Origin of the sequence: Citrobacter sp. Awk 2 (assembly GCF_028069815.1) — a bacterium.
Classification (GTDB): Bacteria; Pseudomonadota; Gammaproteobacteria; order Enterobacterales; family Enterobacteriaceae; genus Citrobacter.
This window is the reverse complement of record NZ_JANEWL010000108.1, coordinates 1-15,119: the sequence shown is the minus strand read 5'-3', so window position 1 is coordinate 15,119 and position 15,119 is coordinate 1. Positions and strand designations below refer to the sequence as shown.

Annotated in this window: 14 protein-coding genes and 1 pseudogene; 6 read left to right on the top strand and 9 right to left on the bottom strand. The window is 48.1% G+C overall.

Annotation, left to right across the window (positions count from 1 at the left end; all coding sequences use genetic code 11):
- Positions 1-104: 104 nt before the first annotated feature.
- Both fnr and ogt read right to left on the bottom strand, forming a co-directional pair.
- The gene (gene fnr, locus NNO02_RS20070; RefSeq protein WP_003020397.1) at positions 105-857 is read right to left on the bottom strand and encodes a fumarate/nitrate reduction transcriptional regulator Fnr; all 753 of its coding nucleotides are present in this window, start codon (positions 855-857) and stop codon (positions 105-107) included.
- Between the two features lie 194 nt (positions 858-1,051).
- A complete protein-coding gene (ogt, locus tag NNO02_RS20065; RefSeq protein WP_271441976.1) occupies positions 1,052-1,567 on the bottom strand; it encodes a methylated-DNA--[protein]-cysteine S-methyltransferase in 516 nt (171 codons plus the stop codon).
- A gap of 197 nt (positions 1,568-1,764) precedes the next feature.
- Here ogt and smrA point away from each other — a divergent pair, with 197 nt between their 5' ends.
- Positions 1,765-2,328, top strand: a complete 564-nt coding sequence (gene smrA / locus NNO02_RS20060) for a DNA endonuclease SmrA (RefSeq protein WP_271455569.1) — start codon at positions 1,765-1,767, stop codon at positions 2,326-2,328.
- Positions 2,329-2,340: 12 nt separating this feature from the next.
- Here the strand turns inward: smrA and NNO02_RS20055 are convergent, their stop codons facing one another.
- Both NNO02_RS20055 and NNO02_RS20050 read right to left on the bottom strand, forming a co-directional pair.
- Positions 2,341-3,573 carry a GGDEF domain-containing protein gene (locus NNO02_RS20055; RefSeq protein WP_271455568.1) on the bottom strand — a complete coding sequence of 411 codons (1,233 nt, stop codon included), beginning with the start codon at positions 3,571-3,573 and terminating at the stop codon, positions 2,341-2,343.
- 67 nt (positions 3,574-3,640) lie between these two features.
- Complete coding sequence (locus NNO02_RS20050; protein WP_271455567.1) at positions 3,641-5,755, bottom strand: putative bifunctional diguanylate cyclase/phosphodiesterase; 2,115 nt, start codon at positions 5,753-5,755, stop codon at positions 3,641-3,643.
- 411 nt (positions 5,756-6,166) lie between these two features.
- Here NNO02_RS20050 and NNO02_RS20045 point away from each other — a divergent pair, with 411 nt between their 5' ends.
- The 4 genes from NNO02_RS20045 to dbpA all read left to right on the top strand — a co-directional run bounded on the left by NNO02_RS20045 (position 6,167) and on the right by dbpA (position 10,334).
- Positions 6,167-7,333 (top strand): methyl-accepting chemotaxis protein, encoded by a 1,167-nt coding sequence (locus tag NNO02_RS20045; RefSeq protein ID WP_271455570.1) that lies wholly within the window; start codon positions 6,167-6,169, stop codon positions 7,331-7,333.
- Between the two features lie 157 nt (positions 7,334-7,490).
- On the top strand, positions 7,491-8,474 hold the full coding sequence (zntB, locus tag NNO02_RS20040) for a zinc transporter ZntB (protein ID WP_005126644.1): 984 nt from the start codon (positions 7,491-7,493) through the stop codon (positions 8,472-8,474).
- Between the two features lie 275 nt (positions 8,475-8,749).
- The gene (gene ynaL / locus NNO02_RS23900) at positions 8,750-8,932 is read left to right on the top strand and encodes a proline-rich small protein YnaL (protein WP_071887346.1); all 183 of its coding nucleotides are present in this window, start codon (positions 8,750-8,752) and stop codon (positions 8,930-8,932) included.
- Positions 8,933-8,960: 28 nt separating this feature from the next.
- Positions 8,961-10,334: an ATP-dependent RNA helicase DbpA gene (gene dbpA, locus NNO02_RS20035; RefSeq protein WP_271455566.1), complete on the top strand. Its 1,374-nt coding sequence runs from the start codon at positions 8,961-8,963 to the stop codon at positions 10,332-10,334.
- Positions 10,335-10,429: 95 nt separating this feature from the next.
- Here the strand turns inward: dbpA and ttcA are convergent, their stop codons facing one another.
- Both ttcA and NNO02_RS20025 read right to left on the bottom strand, forming a co-directional pair.
- Positions 10,430-11,365, bottom strand: a complete 936-nt coding sequence (gene ttcA / locus NNO02_RS20030) for a tRNA 2-thiocytidine(32) synthetase TtcA (RefSeq protein WP_061067980.1) — start codon at positions 11,363-11,365, stop codon at positions 10,430-10,432.
- Positions 11,366-11,414: 49 nt separating this feature from the next.
- Positions 11,415-11,681 (bottom strand): annotated as a pseudogene (locus NNO02_RS20025) (tyrosine-type recombinase/integrase); the annotation flags it as partial.
- 759 nt (positions 11,682-12,440) lie between these two features.
- Here NNO02_RS20025 and NNO02_RS20020 point away from each other — a divergent pair.
- Positions 12,441-12,803, top strand: a complete 363-nt coding sequence (locus NNO02_RS20020; protein ID WP_271441980.1) for a hypothetical protein — start codon at positions 12,441-12,443, stop codon at positions 12,801-12,803.
- Positions 12,804-12,993: 190 nt separating this feature from the next.
- Here NNO02_RS20020 and uspF read toward each other — a convergent pair whose 3' ends face one another.
- The 3 genes from uspF to ompC all read right to left on the bottom strand — a co-directional run bounded on the left by uspF (position 12,994) and on the right by ompC (position 15,020).
- A complete protein-coding gene (uspF, locus tag NNO02_RS20015; RefSeq protein ID WP_003833207.1) occupies positions 12,994-13,428 on the bottom strand; it encodes a universal stress protein UspF in 435 nt (144 codons plus the stop codon).
- Positions 13,429-13,509: 81 nt separating this feature from the next.
- The gene (locus NNO02_RS20010; RefSeq protein ID WP_271441981.1) at positions 13,510-13,722 is read right to left on the bottom strand and encodes a KTSC domain-containing protein; all 213 of its coding nucleotides are present in this window, start codon (positions 13,720-13,722) and stop codon (positions 13,510-13,512) included.
- 152 nt (positions 13,723-13,874) lie between these two features.
- A complete protein-coding gene (gene ompC / locus NNO02_RS20005) occupies positions 13,875-15,020 on the bottom strand; it encodes a porin OmpC (RefSeq protein ID WP_271448778.1) in 1,146 nt (381 codons plus the stop codon).
- Between the last annotated feature and the right edge of the window lie 99 nt (positions 15,021-15,119).

The following is a 15,119-nucleotide window of genomic DNA, read 5'->3' as shown; positions in this document are numbered from 1 at the left end:
CACTTATAGTGTTTATATTTTAATTAAATCAGAACAGAAATGCCTTCTGCCAAACTATTAAATTGGGGTAATTTAGCAATTTGACAGAAGGTTAACTGAGAAGGTTACGCAACGTTACGCGTGTGGCCAGCAAGGACGGCCAGCGCATCGCTATTCTCAATAGTGATATACTTACCTTTCACCGCCAGCATACCGCTTTTCTGGAAGCGACCCAGCAGGCGGCTGATGGTTTCAACCGTCAAGCCGAGGTAATTACCGATATCACCACGGGTCATTGTCAGACGGAATTCACGCGGAGAGAAACCTCGCTGGGCAAAACGGCGGGACAGATTGTAGATAAAGGCCGCCAGGCGCTCTTCAGCATTCTTCTTCGACAACAGCAGGATCATGTCCTGGTCGCCTTTGATTTCGCCACTCATCAGACGCATCATCTGCTGACGCAGGTTCGGCATTTTACCGGACAGGTCATCCAGGGTTTCGAAAGGAATTTCGCATACCATTGACGTTTCCAGCGCCTGGGCAAAGCTTGGGTGATGACCGCTGCCAATTGCGTCAAAACCAACCAGATCGCCCGCTAAGTGGAAACCGGTGATTTGCTCATCGCCTTGTTCGGTAATGGTATAGCTTTTTATCGTTCCGGAACGGATAGCATAGAGTGACTTAAGCTCGTCACCTGCTTTAAAGAGCGTCTGCCCCTTTTGGATAGGCTTTTTGCGCTCGATGATGTTATCGAGCTGGTCAAGCTCATGCTCGTTAAGTGTGAACGGGATGCAAAGCTGGCTGATGCTGCAATCCTGGCAATGGATAGCACAACCGCCAGACTGAATGCGCCGTATAATTCGCTTTTCCGGGATCATAGGTCTGCTCAAGCCGTAATTGATATTTGTCAATTTTAACATCTTTTTGGTGAGCACGTAAGCCTGAGCTACTCCCAATAGAGAATAATTCAGGCATAAGCGAGTTGAATGTTTGTATCTATCTGATTAACCGTACTTTATTTGTGGGTGTATTGTGTGGAAGTGTGATGAATAAGGCATTAATTGCCTGGATTCTAGAGTAACAGATAGCCTTCATGGCGCAATAACCACTCTTTTCGCTGCACGCCACCCGCATATCCAGTCATTGTGCCATTCCGTCCAATCACGCGGTGGCACGGGACGACGATGCTGACAGGATTGGAACCATTAGCTGCGCCAACGGCTCTGGCGGCACCGGGGCGCCCCAGTTGTTCAGCCAGTTGTCCATAATGCATGACCTGCCCGCAGGGTATAGTGCGCAACGCTTTCCAGACCTCGCGTTGGAAAGGGGTTCCCGCTGTTGCGGTTTCAAGCGTGTCTATAATGCTGAGATTTCCCGCAAAATACTCTGCCAGCTTATCGCTTAGCCCTCCGGGGTTTTTGGCAGCAATACGCTGATAACCCTCAGAACGATAATGAATATCCAGCAATTGCTCCATACGATCGCGATGTTGATCCCATTCAACCGCACGCAGGCGAAATTGCTCATCACAAATTACCCACAACGGGCCAAGGGGCGTTGCAATGATGTCTTCAAGTAAGTTCAGCATCCGTTTCTCTCATTACAGGCGGGGTTACACATTATCATGTCAGTGATAGTCGCATCTATACCCCCAAAAACGGATCTTAACTTGTGGGGGTAAGGGAATGTCGAATGGTGCGTTATTGGAAATAACCGTAAACCGTTGTCGGTATAATAGTGCGCGGTTATGATAATGACCGTCGCATAATCGCTGGAGGATGAAACATGAACCTTGACGATGCATCGCTGTTTCTTGACGCCATGGGGGATGTTCAACCACTGAAAGGATGCGCCGATGTTCACTGGCAGCCAACACGTAATCTTCGCGCTCCGGCACGTATTGATACGCTGCAGTTGGACAACTTTCTCTCGACAGGTTTTCTGGATATCGTCCCGCTGAGCGTTCCACTGGCGTTTCGTCGCGAAGGGGTACAGCATGGCGTGGCTGACAAGCTGCGAACCGGGAAATATCCGCAACAAGCAAGCCTTAATCTTGTGCGACAGCCCGTTGAAACCTGCCGCCAGATGCTATTTAGCTTTATTTTACAGGCGCAGCAGGATGGGTTACGCAACGTCCTGGTGATCCACGGTAAGGGGCGTGATGATAACTCCCATGCCAACATCGTTCGTAGCTATGTCGCGCGTTGGTTAACGGAGTTTGATGATGTGCAGGCCTTCTGCGCCGCACTGCCGCATCATGGCGGCAGCGGGGCATGTTATGTAGCGTTACGTAAAACGGCGCAGGCGAAACAGGATAACTGGGAACGCCACGCTAAACGTAGTCGCTAAACAGGGCAGTCATCAGGCAGCCAGCACTCTGTTTCTGCCTTCATTTTTGGCTTTGTACAATGCGTCGTCCACGCGCTTAAATAACTCATCAATACTTTCATTGGCTTCGTGTCGCGCTACACCAATACTGACGGTAAAACGGGGAAGGCCAGGGAGGCTCACCTTGGCTACCGTCGCGCGTATGACTTCAGCCAGATTAAGGGCTGCATCTAAAGACGTTCGTGGCAAAAGCAGTACAAACTCTTCACCCCCCCAACGAAAAACCAGATCGTCTTTTCTTGCACAGGATTCCAGGGTGCGTGCCAGCGCGCAAAGTACATCATCCCCTTTTAAATGCCCGAAAAGGTCGTTAATGCTTTTAAACCGATCGGTGTCGATTAGCAGCAAACTGTAATCCTGCGTTAACGATGTTGTGTGTGTCTGCTCTGGTTCAGTTATCTGATAAAAATGCCGCCGGTTGAGTAACCCGGTTAACGCGTCATGTAAGGCGGCGCGTTCCAGTTCCAGTTCCAGGCGTTTTTGCTCGGTAATATCGTGAACAATACACAGCATCAGCTTATTGCCGTAGATTTCGATAGGACCGGCATAGGTTTGTACGTGACGGGTACTTCCATCGGCAAGTCTGTGGACAAAATGTAAGGGCTTATGGCCGCCAGGCAGATGCGCAATTTTATGCATTACCGGCAATATATGGCGCCCCAGCATATTGATTTCCCAGGTATGCTTCTGACACATTACGTCATGATCATAGCCATAGAAATGCAGGGCACTGAGGTTTGCATCCACAATCAATCCGTCGCGTGACGGATCGATAAGCAACATTGGTGCTGAGTTAGTCTGGAAAAAACGGGCATAGAATCCTTGTTTTTTCCGCTGATAGGTGGCAGAGCGGCTGGCTTTCAGACCTTGCGCTGTCGGTGTTTCAATGCCTTCATAGAGGATAACATCACCTATATCCTGAAGCGTCCTGATGGACAAACGACAGGCCAGCGCGATTTCCTCGCTTTCGCGGTAAACCGTGAGGATCTCCACAATGTCATGATGATTGCGCAAATCACTGAGATACATAGGTAAATCATTTTGTGCGTGCGTGGAGAATGTGCCTTTTCTGAGAGGGGGGAAACACGGGGCCTGCATCAGTTCCCGTGCAACGGTATTGGCGAACACCAGTTCTTCGGTATGTGGCGAAACGATCCAGACCGGAATGGTTAATAAATCCAGTGAATGCAGCTCGTTTATGCTCATCGATAATCCCGTTATCTTCATATGCTGTGTTGCCGGTTTATTGGCGAATTTTTTTAATTATGCAATCTCACAATGTTATTGATTGTCGGTGAGACAAGGGTTGTACCGTTGGTTTTACTTTTGTGGCGTTTTCAGTTTGTATCAATTCATAGATTTTATGTGCTGGCAGCGGTTTCGCATACAGGAAGCCTTGCAGCACACCGCAGCCCATCTGGGTTAACAGCGTTTCCTGCTCCTGGGTCTCTATCCCCTCCGCCACAACGCACATATTCATAGAGTGCGCTATGTCAATAATAGTAGACACGATTTTTGTATTTTTGCTGTTCTCACTAATATCTTTGACAAATATTCTGTCTATTTTTAATTCTCGCGCCGGAAGTGATTTCAGCATCAATATATTTGAATAACCAGTGCCAAAATCATCAATAGAAACGGTGATCCCCAAATCGGCAAATGCGTTCAGGACTTCCACGCTGCGTTTTAAATTTTTAAGTGCCGTACTTTCAGTCAGTTCCAGCGTGAGATGTGCTGGTGAAAGCTGATATTGCGCCAGGGCGTTGCAAACTATATCGACAATATCAGGTTGTTCAAACTGGGCTGGTGACAGATTAACGGCAAGGCTCCACTCCGTGTGGCCTTGTGACTTCCATTGAAATAACTGGCGGCATGACTGCTGGAGAACCCAGGTGCCGACAGGAATAATCAGACCCGTTTCTTCAAGTGCGGGCAGGAATTCAGCCGGTAGCAGAATGCCGCGTTCAGGATGATGCCAGCGTAACAATGCCTCAAAACCCGTCAGAGAGTGATCCCCGGCGGTGTATTTAGGTTGATACCATAATTCGAATTGATTCCGCTCAAGCGCTTGTGACAGTTCTTGCAAGAACGTTGGCGGCGTATCGGCGATAGCCTCCATCTCTGGGGAGTAAATCGCCCAGCCGTTTCTGCCCGCCTGTTTGACATGATACATCGCAGTATCGGCTTTTACTTTTAGCTCATGTAACGTTGAGCCGTGTTCGGGATAAAGACTGCTTCCCGCGCTTAACGAAACACGAATGGTGTGTCCAAACAGTGTAAACGGTTCTTTGACGGCGCTGGCAATGCGGGTCATCAGCACCGAAATTGCTTCCCGGTTGCTGTTTGGCACCAGCAGGATAAATTCATCGCCGCCCAGCCTCGCCAGCGTCATGGTGTCATCAAGGCAGCTGTATATGCGTTGTGTGCTGGAGATAAGCAACTGATCGCCAATGTGATGGCCCCAGGTGTCGTTTACGATTTTGAATCGATCAAGGTCGATAAAGACCAGGGCGAAGTGCTGTTGATGCAGTTTGGAATGACGCAGGCAGGTCTGTAAGCAGGCGTCTATTTGCGTTCGATTGGCAAGGCCGGTCAGCGCGTCGAAGTGGACCTGGTGCTCAAGCTGGCAGTTCAGTTGATGCAGATTATCGGCCAGTCTTGAGGTACGTAGCTGAGAATCCACCATCGAAATGACCAGCATAAGACCCAGAATCACCAGCGTGACGGCGCAGACCCAGATAGAGAGTTCCAGTGTGCTCAGTCCATCATGTGCAGTGTGTCCGAAATGAGTGAAGGTGGCCGCCCCCATCCCGGTGTAATGCATTGAGGCAATCGCTAGTGCCATTACCAGAGCGGCAATAAGTCGGTTTATTAATGCGCGTCGGGTATTTTGCCGCAGATGAAAAGCTAACCACAGGCCGATCCCAGACGCGATAATGGCAATGACCACAGAAAGTAAAATGAGTGAAAATTGCCAGCGGATAGCAACATGTTCAACGATAGCGACCATACCAACGTAGTGCATGGTTACAACACCGGTGCTTAATAGGCTAGTTGCAACAATAAGCCGCCTGGTCGAAAGCGTTTGACCTGATATTGCTATATTGATGGCAAGCGTCGCGGAAATGAGTGCGATTAAAAAAGAAAATGCCGTGAGTGAAAAGTGATAATTAATCGGCATACTCATTTTCATGGCCAGCATGCCAATAAAATGCATCGACCAGATCCCCATCCCCAGCGTTGCCCCGCCAGATAAACGCCAGAAAGTCGATTCCCGACGACTGGAGATCGCCACTTTCCCTGCGCTATCGAGGGCAATAAACGAAGCAATGAATGCGACAACAAAGGAAATCCCAATCAGTACAGGGTCCCATGACACGTGCAACATCTTACTACCCATCGATAAAAAACCGTGATGATAAATCTAGCAGATTCTGTCCAGTTAACCTGGTAAAACCAGGCGCGTTCTTATTTTCCTGTCAGCAGTATTAGTCTGAGCTGCTATAACGGAGGAATATGTGATGTTCGCTTATAAAAACATTCACCATATTTATGGTTTGGTGTATTTTTGTTCACATCAGGTCCTGGGTGACAATAGTCTGGCAACTGGCGTGAACGTCAGCTTATGCGAGATAAACAACCAGACTAATGTAAACTGGCAGTGTGATAGTGTGCTTTAAGTGAAAAGGCGGCATGCTCTCATTGAAAGTGGAACTTTCGGTATCGCGGAATGGCAATCTGCATTACAGATGCTATAAAAAATAATACTCCGCGTTATTCTTTGGCAGGCAGGGTTAAAATGTTAAATAATATAAGCGTCAGGACGTTTATTATTTTATTTCTGGTATGTACCGTAGTTGCCCTCAATATTGTTGAGGTAATATTATCTGCAGGGTTTGATGTCATTATTGGCACTGATGTGGTTTGTACTATTTCACTATTATATTTATGGTGGTATATGACAAAATATCTCGTCGTGCCGATTAATACGGTAAAAGAAAGTATTGAAGAGGTGACTGCAGGGAATCTGGCGATGAGTATTCCTGAGTTCGGTAATAATTGTGCTGGCAGACTTATTCCGGGAATTAACAGTCTGGCGAGTAACATTTCCACCTTAGTCAGTGAGATCAGATCCTCTTCACGGACCGTGATGACGCTATCTGAACAGCTCGCGGAGCGTAGCGCCGAATTGTCAGTTAAAACGGAACAGCAGTCTGGTGCGTTAATGCAGACAGCTGCGAATATGGATGAGATAGCAGTTAGTACACGCAACAATGCAGATAATACGCAAATGGCAAGCGCCCAGGCAAATATTGCGACGCAATCTGCACGCCAGGGGGGCGATTTAATGGTGCAGGTCGCCACCAATATGCGCTCGATCACCGACTGCGCTCAGCAGATGACAGAAATTATCGCGTTAATCGATGGTATTGCATTCCAGACGAATATTCTGGCATTGAATGCGGCAGTTGAGGCGGCGAGAGCCGGCGAACATGGTAAAGGTTTTTCTGTCGTTGCAGGGGAAGTGAGAATATTGGCACATCGTAGCGCAGAAGCGGCAAAGAGTATTAAACGACTTATCGATGAAACACATTACAATGTCCAGCAGGGTGCGGCGATTGTACGTGAAGCCGAAAAGAACATGCAGGATATTGTGGGTGGTGCAGGGCAGTTAAATCAACTGATGGCGGAGATATTAACAACCACTCGGGAACAAGAAAATGGGATCATCAGAATTACCCAGGCTCTGACCGAACTGGAAAACGTGACACAAAGTAATGTCAGCATGGTCGATGAGTTATCTGATTCGTCCGGCATCCTGAAAAGTCAGGTGAATGATCTTCTGTCACGCACACATAAATTTCGCTTAAGTAAAAATATGTCTGTCGAAACAACTACGATCTTGCGTCGAGATCCCCCTGTTTCCGGACTACGTCAACGGGTTAAATACGGTTCTTCATTTTAAGATTCAGCATTTGCTCGCCACAGCGCCGAACCCGTCGGCGCTTTTTATTTTCCTGAACACTTTTATGAATCATTTCAGCATAATGGGACAATGCGATATTGCTTAACATATACTGAAGACTAGACTAACGAAAAGTTTGAATGTTTATGGAGGCGCTGTGGAAGCCATTAAGGGAACCGAAGTTAATGTGCCGGATGCCGTGTTTGCCTGGCTGCTGGATGGTCGCGGTGGTGTGAAACCGCTGGAAGACAACGATGTTATCGACAGTGCACATCCGTGCTGGCTGCATCTTAATTACACCCATTCTGATAGCGCGCAATGGCTGGCGACAACGCCTCTGCTTCCTAATAATGTGCGTGATGCACTGGCGGGAGAAAGTACTCGCCCGCGCGTAAGCCGGGTCGGGGAAGGGACGCTGATTACGTTACGCTGTATTAATGGCAGCACCGACGAACGCCCTGACCAACTTGTCGCTATGCGCTTATATATGGACGAACGCCTGATTGTCTCAACGCGTCAGCGTAAAGTGCTGGCACTGGATGATGTGGTGAGTGACTTGCAGGAAGGGACGGGACCGTCTGACTGTGGTAGCTGGCTTGTGGATGTTTGTGATGCCTTAACCGATCATGCCAGTGAGTTTATCGAACAATTGCATGACAAAATTATCGATCTGGAAGACAACCTGCTGGACCAGCAGATCCCACCTCGCGGTTTTCTGGCATTACTGCGCAAGCAACTGATAGTCATGCGGCGTTATATGGCCCCTCAGCGCGATGCTTATGCGCGCCTGGCGAGTGAACGTTTACCGTGGATGACTGACGATCACCGACGTCGGATGCAGGATATTGCCGACAGGTTGGGAAGAGGGCTGGATGAAATCGACGCGTGCATCGCCCGGACGGGCATCATGGCGGATGAAATTGCTCAGGTTATGCAGGAGTCTCTGGCGCGAAGAACCTATACCATGTCGTTGATGGCAATGGTTTTTCTGCCCAGCACATTTTTAACCGGCCTGTTTGGCGTCAATCTCGGGGGGATTCCCGGTGGCGGCTGGCAGTTTGGTTTTTCACTATTCTGTATTCTGTTAGTTGTCCTGATTGGTGGTGTTACTTTATGGTTGCATCGTAGTAAATGGTTGTAACAACTACACTTTTTAGCGACTTTCGTGAGTGAAAACGGCTAAGTTTTTGAGCGAGGTCAATAAACCATCTACCTATTCGGGGCAATATCTCTCTCGCAGGTGAATGCAACGTCAAGCGATGGGCGTTGCGCTCCATATTGTCTTACTTCCTTTTTTGAATTACTGCATAGCACAATTGATTCGTACGACGCCGACTTAGATTAGTCGGCTTTTTTTTGCCTGCAGGAAACCAGCGTCTACCCTAAAAGGGTCAGTCTGACTCACTGGAGGGTAATATGACCTGCTTATTCGCCCCGTTGCAGTTGCAACGCCCCCATTCCGATACTGTCCCCACCGACCCGGTTCCGATTCCCGACTCGATACCTCGTCCGCAACCAATGCCGGACCCGTCACCGGATGAAGAGCCGATTAAATTGTCGCATCACGGGCGCAGATCTGCGAGGATACGCGCCTGCTGAATATGAGTTTTTACCGCGAGATTAAATTGTGACCGCTTTTTCAACCCTGAATGTTTTGCCTGCCGCCCAACTCGAGAATCTTAATGAGCTGGGTTATCTTGAAATGACGCCTGTTCAGGCCGCTGCGTTGCCGGCAATCCTGGCAGGAAAAGATGTTCGCGTGCAGGCAAAAACCGGCAGTGGCAAAACGGCCGCGTTTGGTCTTGGCCTGTTACAGCATATTGATGCTGCGCTGTTTCAGACTCAGTCGCTGGTACTGTGCCCAACACGCGAACTGGCTGACCAGGTCGCGGGTGAATTGCGTCGATTGGCGCGTTTTCTGCCAAATACCAAAATTTTAACGCTGTGCGGTGGTCAGCCCTTTGGCGCTCAGCGTGATTCTCTGCAACATGCCCCACACATTATTGTTGCCACGCCGGGGCGTTTGCTCGACCACCTGCAAAAAGGCACCGTCTCCCTTGATGCGTTGAATACGCTGGTGATGGATGAAGCCGACCGGATGCTGGATATGGGATTTAGTGATGCGATTGATGATGTGATCCGCTTTGCGCCAGCGTCACGTCAGACACTGCTGTTTTCCGCAACCTGGCCGGAAGCGATTGCCGCGATCAGTGGTCGCGTACAGAACAACCCGTTAACGATTGAGATTGATACAGTCGATGCGTTGCCAGCGATTGAACAACAATTCTTTGAAATCTCCTCACACGGCAAAATTCCGCTGTTGCAAAAATTGCTTAGCCAGCATCAGCCGGCATCATGTGTGGTTTTCTGTAATACCAAAAAAGATTGTCAGGCTGTTTGTGATGCACTGAACGCAGCAGGGCAAAGCGCATTATCGCTTCATGGCGATCTTGAGCAACGCGATCGGGACCAGACGCTGGTACGTTTTGCCAACGGCAGTGCTCGTGTGCTGGTTGCCACTGATGTGGCGGCGCGTGGCCTGGATATTAAATCGCTCGAGCTGGTGGTTAACTTTGAACTGGCATGGGATGCGGAAGTTCATGTACACCGTATTGGACGTACTGCCCGTGCGGGTAACAGTGGTCTGGCAATTAGCTTCTGTGCGCCGGAAGAAGCGCAACGTGCCAATATTCTGTCCGAGATGCTGCAACTGAAGCTAAACTGGCTACCCGCACCGGGTAATGGCTCAATTCTGCCGCTGGAGGCTGAGATGGCGACGCTGTGCATCGATGGCGGTAAAAAAGCGAAAATGCGGCCTGGTGATGTATTAGGGGCGTTGACCGGAGATATTGGTCTGGACGGGGCGGATATCGGCAAGATTGCCGTGCATCCGGCGCATGTCTACGTGGCCGTTCGCCAGTCTGTGGCACATAAAGCGTGGAAGCAACTGCAGAACGGTAAGATCAAAGGCAAGAACTGCCGGGTTCGTTTATTAAAATAAATGCCTGTAGGAGTGCCTGATGGCGCTCCGCTTATCAGGCCTACTGGTACTGAAGTAATACTTTGCCCAGTAGGCCGGATACGGCATTCTCTGTTTTACTTCACTTCCACCACGTTCAGACGCAACTCATCTAACTGGTTTTCATCTTCTTCCGGCTGCCAGCCTGCTGGTTGCAGTGGGATCTCTTCACGATCGAATGCCAGATCACCGCCATCTACCACTTCTGAGCCGTGTTTGATGCCTTTAAAATCGAACAGATTAATATCGCTCAGGTGAGAAGGCACCACATTCTGCATCGCACTGAACATCGTTTCAATACGACCTGGATAGCGCTTGTCCCAGTCACGCAGCATATCCGCGATCACCTGACGTTGCAGGTTAGGCTGTGAACCACACAGGTTGCACGGAATAATCGGGAAGCCTTTCGCTTCAGAGAAACGCTCAATATCTTTTTCGCGGCAATAGGCCAGCGGACGGATCACAATATGCTTACCATCATCGCTCATCAGCTTCGGTGGCATACCTTTCATCTTTCCGCCGTAGAACATGTTTAAAAACAGTGTTTGCAGGATGTCGTCGCGATGGTGTCCCAACGCAATTTTGGTGGCACCTAATTCGGTTGCCGTGCGGTACAAAATGCCGCGGCGCAGACGGGAACACAGAGAGCAGGTCGTTTTGCCTTCAGGGATTTTATCTTTGACGATCCCGTAGGTGTTTTCTTCGACAATTTTATACTCAACTCCCAGTTGTTCCAGATACTCCGGCAGGATGTGCTCCGGGAAGCCCGGTTGTTTTTGATCCAAATTTACGGCGACCAAAGAGAAACTGATCGGGGCGCTTTGCTGCAAATTCCGCAGGATTTCCAGCATGGTGTAGCTATCTTTCCCACCGGAAAGACACACCATAATGCGATCGCCGTCTTCGATCATATTGAAATCGGCAATAGCTTCACCTACGTTACGACGCAGGCGTTTCTGTAATTTGTTCAGGTTGTATTGTTCTTTCTTTGTAACTTGTTGATTATCTTGCATTATTACCGTTCTCAAAAACCAAAAGGGGCATATAAGGGGCAAACTTCCATCACAGGGCTAGTTTGTTATTCAACATTGCAACCTGATCGCCATTCATTTCTTCAATCCATGTACTGTAGACTTCGTACACCATCTGCGCGTTTTCATGCCCCATCTGATTAGCTATAAATGATGGGTTCGCTCCAGCCGATAACAGCCAGCAGGCAAAAGTATGCCGCGTATGGTACGGATTACGGCGACGAATACCAGCACGTTTTACAGCGGCGTTCCATCTCGCACCGATGCTACTCATAGAGTAGTAAGGTTTTTGCTCGCCTATACCCCAGGCATTGGGCCACAATTTGACAACGTTGAGCTCGTCCTTGCAAGCCATCGGCACCGCAGGTTTTTTATGCCATCGCCATGGGTAGACCTATAGCAATGGCTAAAAGATCACTTCTTACAAAGGATGCGCAACTCTTTGCGGTTGAAACCACCTTCTTTCGATAAATCTTGATAACCGTTGGGGCAAACTTCATTAGCTTTTGAATAGCAAATATTCCATCCGGTAGCAGCCCCACATTGGATGTCGTACTCACTTGAACCATCTGGGCGTTTAATTTCCTGGGATGTGGAACATGCAGCAAGAAGGCATACTCCCATGAACACTATTAGTAATTTCACTTATCGTCTCTCTTCATTGCCTGTCGGCATTTCCAAAGGTAAATTAATGGCACTCGACGCAAAGCAAGACACGTTTTCCGCAAGTATCTCATCAATTAAAGCGCCACACAGGTGGCCATCAAAAGTTGACATCCGGAACAGGATTGTCGAGCTCAAGAATAATTGAAGTTAGGTATTGGGTATTGATGCTGATTATGTATTGCGTTACTTACTGCAAATCTAACAGATGGACAGAGGGACAGCTTTGTGTATCCAGTGTTCGAAGTGGTATCAATAATGCGAGAACGGCAATGTTTGATGGCAGTTCGTCAATGTAATCATATCTGTAGGGTATCAGATACGCGGGGTTTATTGATTTATCAACTGCACCATATATCATCTGTTCGAAAAAATTCGATGATAAAGGCTGGCAATGAAAAAGTTGATGATGATTGTTTTACTCCTTTCTTCTGCTGCAACGGAAGCTAATGTTCAAAGAATTGCATGTAGTTTTGATGTAAATGGCTCTGGGCGTGAGTTAGTCGCAGAACGAAGTGAAGCGCAGGGAGAGCGGGTGCTGACTGTTAGAGGAGATGGTTTTACGCCTTCTGATACGGGGCAATGGATAAGAGATAGCCAAAAAGGAAGGGTTTATCTTGAAAACTGGAAAGACGCTAAGGGTAACACTGCGCAACTGTACTCGAACTCAAACGATCAACTTGATAGCGGACTGGTTGTATACCATAAAGATGGCAGCGAAAGTCTTTACTCTTATCTGTGTTCATTTGTGGATTAACCATCTCGGTACTACTAAATCAGAGCACTGATTTTTTACCTTCCGCGCGGTATGCTTTATAGCAACCAGATAGCTTAATCTGCCGATATGGAACCATCAGCTATATTTCCCTCATTTCCCTCCAGGTCAGGAATCGCGGGGTAAAAGAGGGAGAAACAAAAAGCCCGCAACGGTGTGCGGGCCAGACAGCTTAGCGGACTACCAGTACCGAACACTCTGCATGACGCACCACGGCTGCGGCGTTAGAGCCCAGCAGATAAGTGGTGATGTCCGGTCGGTGTGAGGCAATAATGACCATATCGGCCGGTAATTTTTTAGCGATCTCCAGGATTTTATCTTTTGGCGCACCTTCAGCAACGTGAACATGCACTCTGTCCGTTGGGATATTGAACTTCTTGATAATCTCTTCCAGTTGAGATTTAGCCTCGGCTTTCAGATCGTCCATGGCCGGTAACTCTGCCGAGTAGGCCAGTCCCAAAGAAGCGTAATAGGGCAGTGACGGAATAACGGTCAGAAAATGCACCTGCGCATCGTCAATTTTTGCCTCTGCTTCAACATGGGCAATAACGCGTTGAGTTAATTCTGAGTCTGAAATATCGATGGGTACAAGAATCGTTCTGTTCATAAAACCTCCTGTTTAAGTATCCACGTAAAGCTTACCGCGTAATGGCACTTTATGTACAATGACAAAGATCACATTTTGGCATCACTTTATTTTGATTTCAGGAAATTTCCCTTTTATAACCCCATCATAAAATCGGCCCTTAGAGACCACGCTCAGGAAATCTTGAAAAATACGCGCAGGGACATGTTGATACTGCAATGTAGTCAGTTGATGAAAGCGAATTTCAAGTGTGCGAGAGGATTCGTCATAGCCGACGGATGCAATACGGGATGATTTAACGGGGTGATGATTCATTGCAGGTATCCTCTACTACAGGTATTAATGCAAGATATCATCTATCAAAGGTGTGTTTTAACGCAACAGATATAACGTTTTGATCTGGATAAAACAGAATTGCTATTAATGAAAGGATAGCCCGCTGTTGCCAGCGGGCTGACAGAGACAGATTAGAACTGGTAAACCATACCCAGTGCCACAGTGTCATCGGTAGAGATGTCGTTGCCAGCGTAGAAACTGTCATCTTCGTCCAGCAGGTTGATTTTGTAATCAACGTAGGTGGAGAAGTTTTTGTTGAAGTAGTAAGTTGCACCTACATCAACGTATTTAACCAGATCTTTGTCGCCAGTCGTTCCGTTCGGGTTGCCTGCATTGCCTGCCAAAGAAAGGTCTTTACCTTTAGACATCAGGAAAGAGACTGCCGGGCGCAGACCGAAGTCGAACTGGTACTGTGCAGTCACTTCGAAGTTCTGAGTTTTGTTTGCAACAGTATAATCGCTACCATTTGAGCCGCCATACGGGGTCATATTACGGGTTTCAGAATACATGGTTGCTAAATAGATGTTGTTCGCGTCGTATTTCAGACCGGCAGTCCACGCATCCGCTTTGTCGCCGCCAGCAGTGGATTGATTTACCTGCTCGTTAGTACGATCGGAAGAGGTATATGCTGCACCGAAGCTTACGCCCATACCCAGATCGTAGGTAGAGGAGATACCGAAACCATCACCGTTGGAATGTTTCAAATTACGGCCATCGTTGTTGGTACCTTCCTGGCCATTCTGGTTTTCATTCTTACCCTGATATTGCAGCGCAAAGTTCAGACCATTAACCAGACCGAAGAAGTCGGTATTACGGTAGGTTGCTACACCGTTAGCGCGGCCGGTCATAAAGTTATCTGAGTAAGTGTAGGAGTCACCGCCGAATTCCGGCAGCATATCGGTCCAGCCTTCTACGTCGTAAAGTACGCCGTAGTTACGACCGTAATCGAATGAACCGTAATTGCCGACTTTTAAGCCTGCAAATCCCAGACGAGTCCAGGCGTTAGAACCTTCAGATTCGGTACTATTAGCCTGAACCTGATATTCCCACTGGCCATAGCCGGTGAGCATATCGTTAATTTGAGTTTCGCCTTTGAAGCCGCCACGAACATAAGTCTGATCGCCATCGCTGCCTGAATTATCAGAAAAGTAGTGCAGGGCATCTACTTTACCGTAGAGATCTAACTTGTTGCCGTCTTTATTATAAACTTCAGCAGCGTGAGCAGCGCCAGCAGCTAACAGTGCAGGAATTACGAGTGCCAATACTTTTCTGTTCATTGAAATAATCCTTTAGTTTTTTTATTAACCTGTGACTACCCGTGTAGGGAGTAAAAGCATGCTAAAGGAGAAGTTCCGTAAAGAGATAAATATGAATTG

What these genes read in the sequence shown, in the direction of transcription:
- fnr (WP_003020397.1), bottom strand. Translation starts at nt 857, where the DNA reads ATGATCCCGGAAAAGCGAATTATACGGCGCATTCAGTCTGGCGGTTGT.
- ogt (WP_271441976.1), bottom strand. Translation starts at nt 1,567, where the DNA reads ATGCTGAACTTACTTGAAGACATCATTGCAACGCCCCTTGGCCCGTTG.
- smrA (WP_271455569.1), top strand. Translation starts at nt 1,765, where the DNA reads ATGAACCTTGACGATGCATCGCTGTTTCTTGACGCCATGGGGGATGTT.
- NNO02_RS20055 (WP_271455568.1), bottom strand. Translation starts at nt 3,573, where the DNA reads ATGAGCATAAACGAGCTGCATTCACTGGATTTATTAACCATTCCGGTC.
- NNO02_RS20050 (WP_271455567.1), bottom strand. Translation starts at nt 5,755, where the DNA reads ATGTTGCACGTGTCATGGGACCCTGTACTGATTGGGATTTCCTTTGTT.
- NNO02_RS20045 (WP_271455570.1), top strand. Translation starts at nt 6,167, where the DNA reads ATGTTAAATAATATAAGCGTCAGGACGTTTATTATTTTATTTCTGGTA.
- ynaL (WP_071887346.1), top strand. Translation starts at nt 8,750, where the DNA reads ATGACCTGCTTATTCGCCCCGTTGCAGTTGCAACGCCCCCATTCCGAT.
- ttcA (WP_061067980.1), bottom strand. Translation starts at nt 11,365, where the DNA reads ATGCAAGATAATCAACAAGTTACAAAGAAAGAACAATACAACCTGAAC.
- NNO02_RS20020 (WP_271441980.1), top strand. Translation starts at nt 12,441, where the DNA reads ATGAAAAAGTTGATGATGATTGTTTTACTCCTTTCTTCTGCTGCAACG.
- uspF (WP_003833207.1), bottom strand. Translation starts at nt 13,428, where the DNA reads ATGAACAGAACGATTCTTGTACCCATCGATATTTCAGACTCAGAATTA.
- NNO02_RS20010 (WP_271441981.1), bottom strand. Translation starts at nt 13,722, where the DNA reads ATGAATCATCACCCCGTTAAATCATCCCGTATTGCATCCGTCGGCTAT.
- ompC (WP_271448778.1), bottom strand. Translation starts at nt 15,020, where the DNA reads ATGAACAGAAAAGTATTGGCACTCGTAATTCCTGCACTGTTAGCTGCT.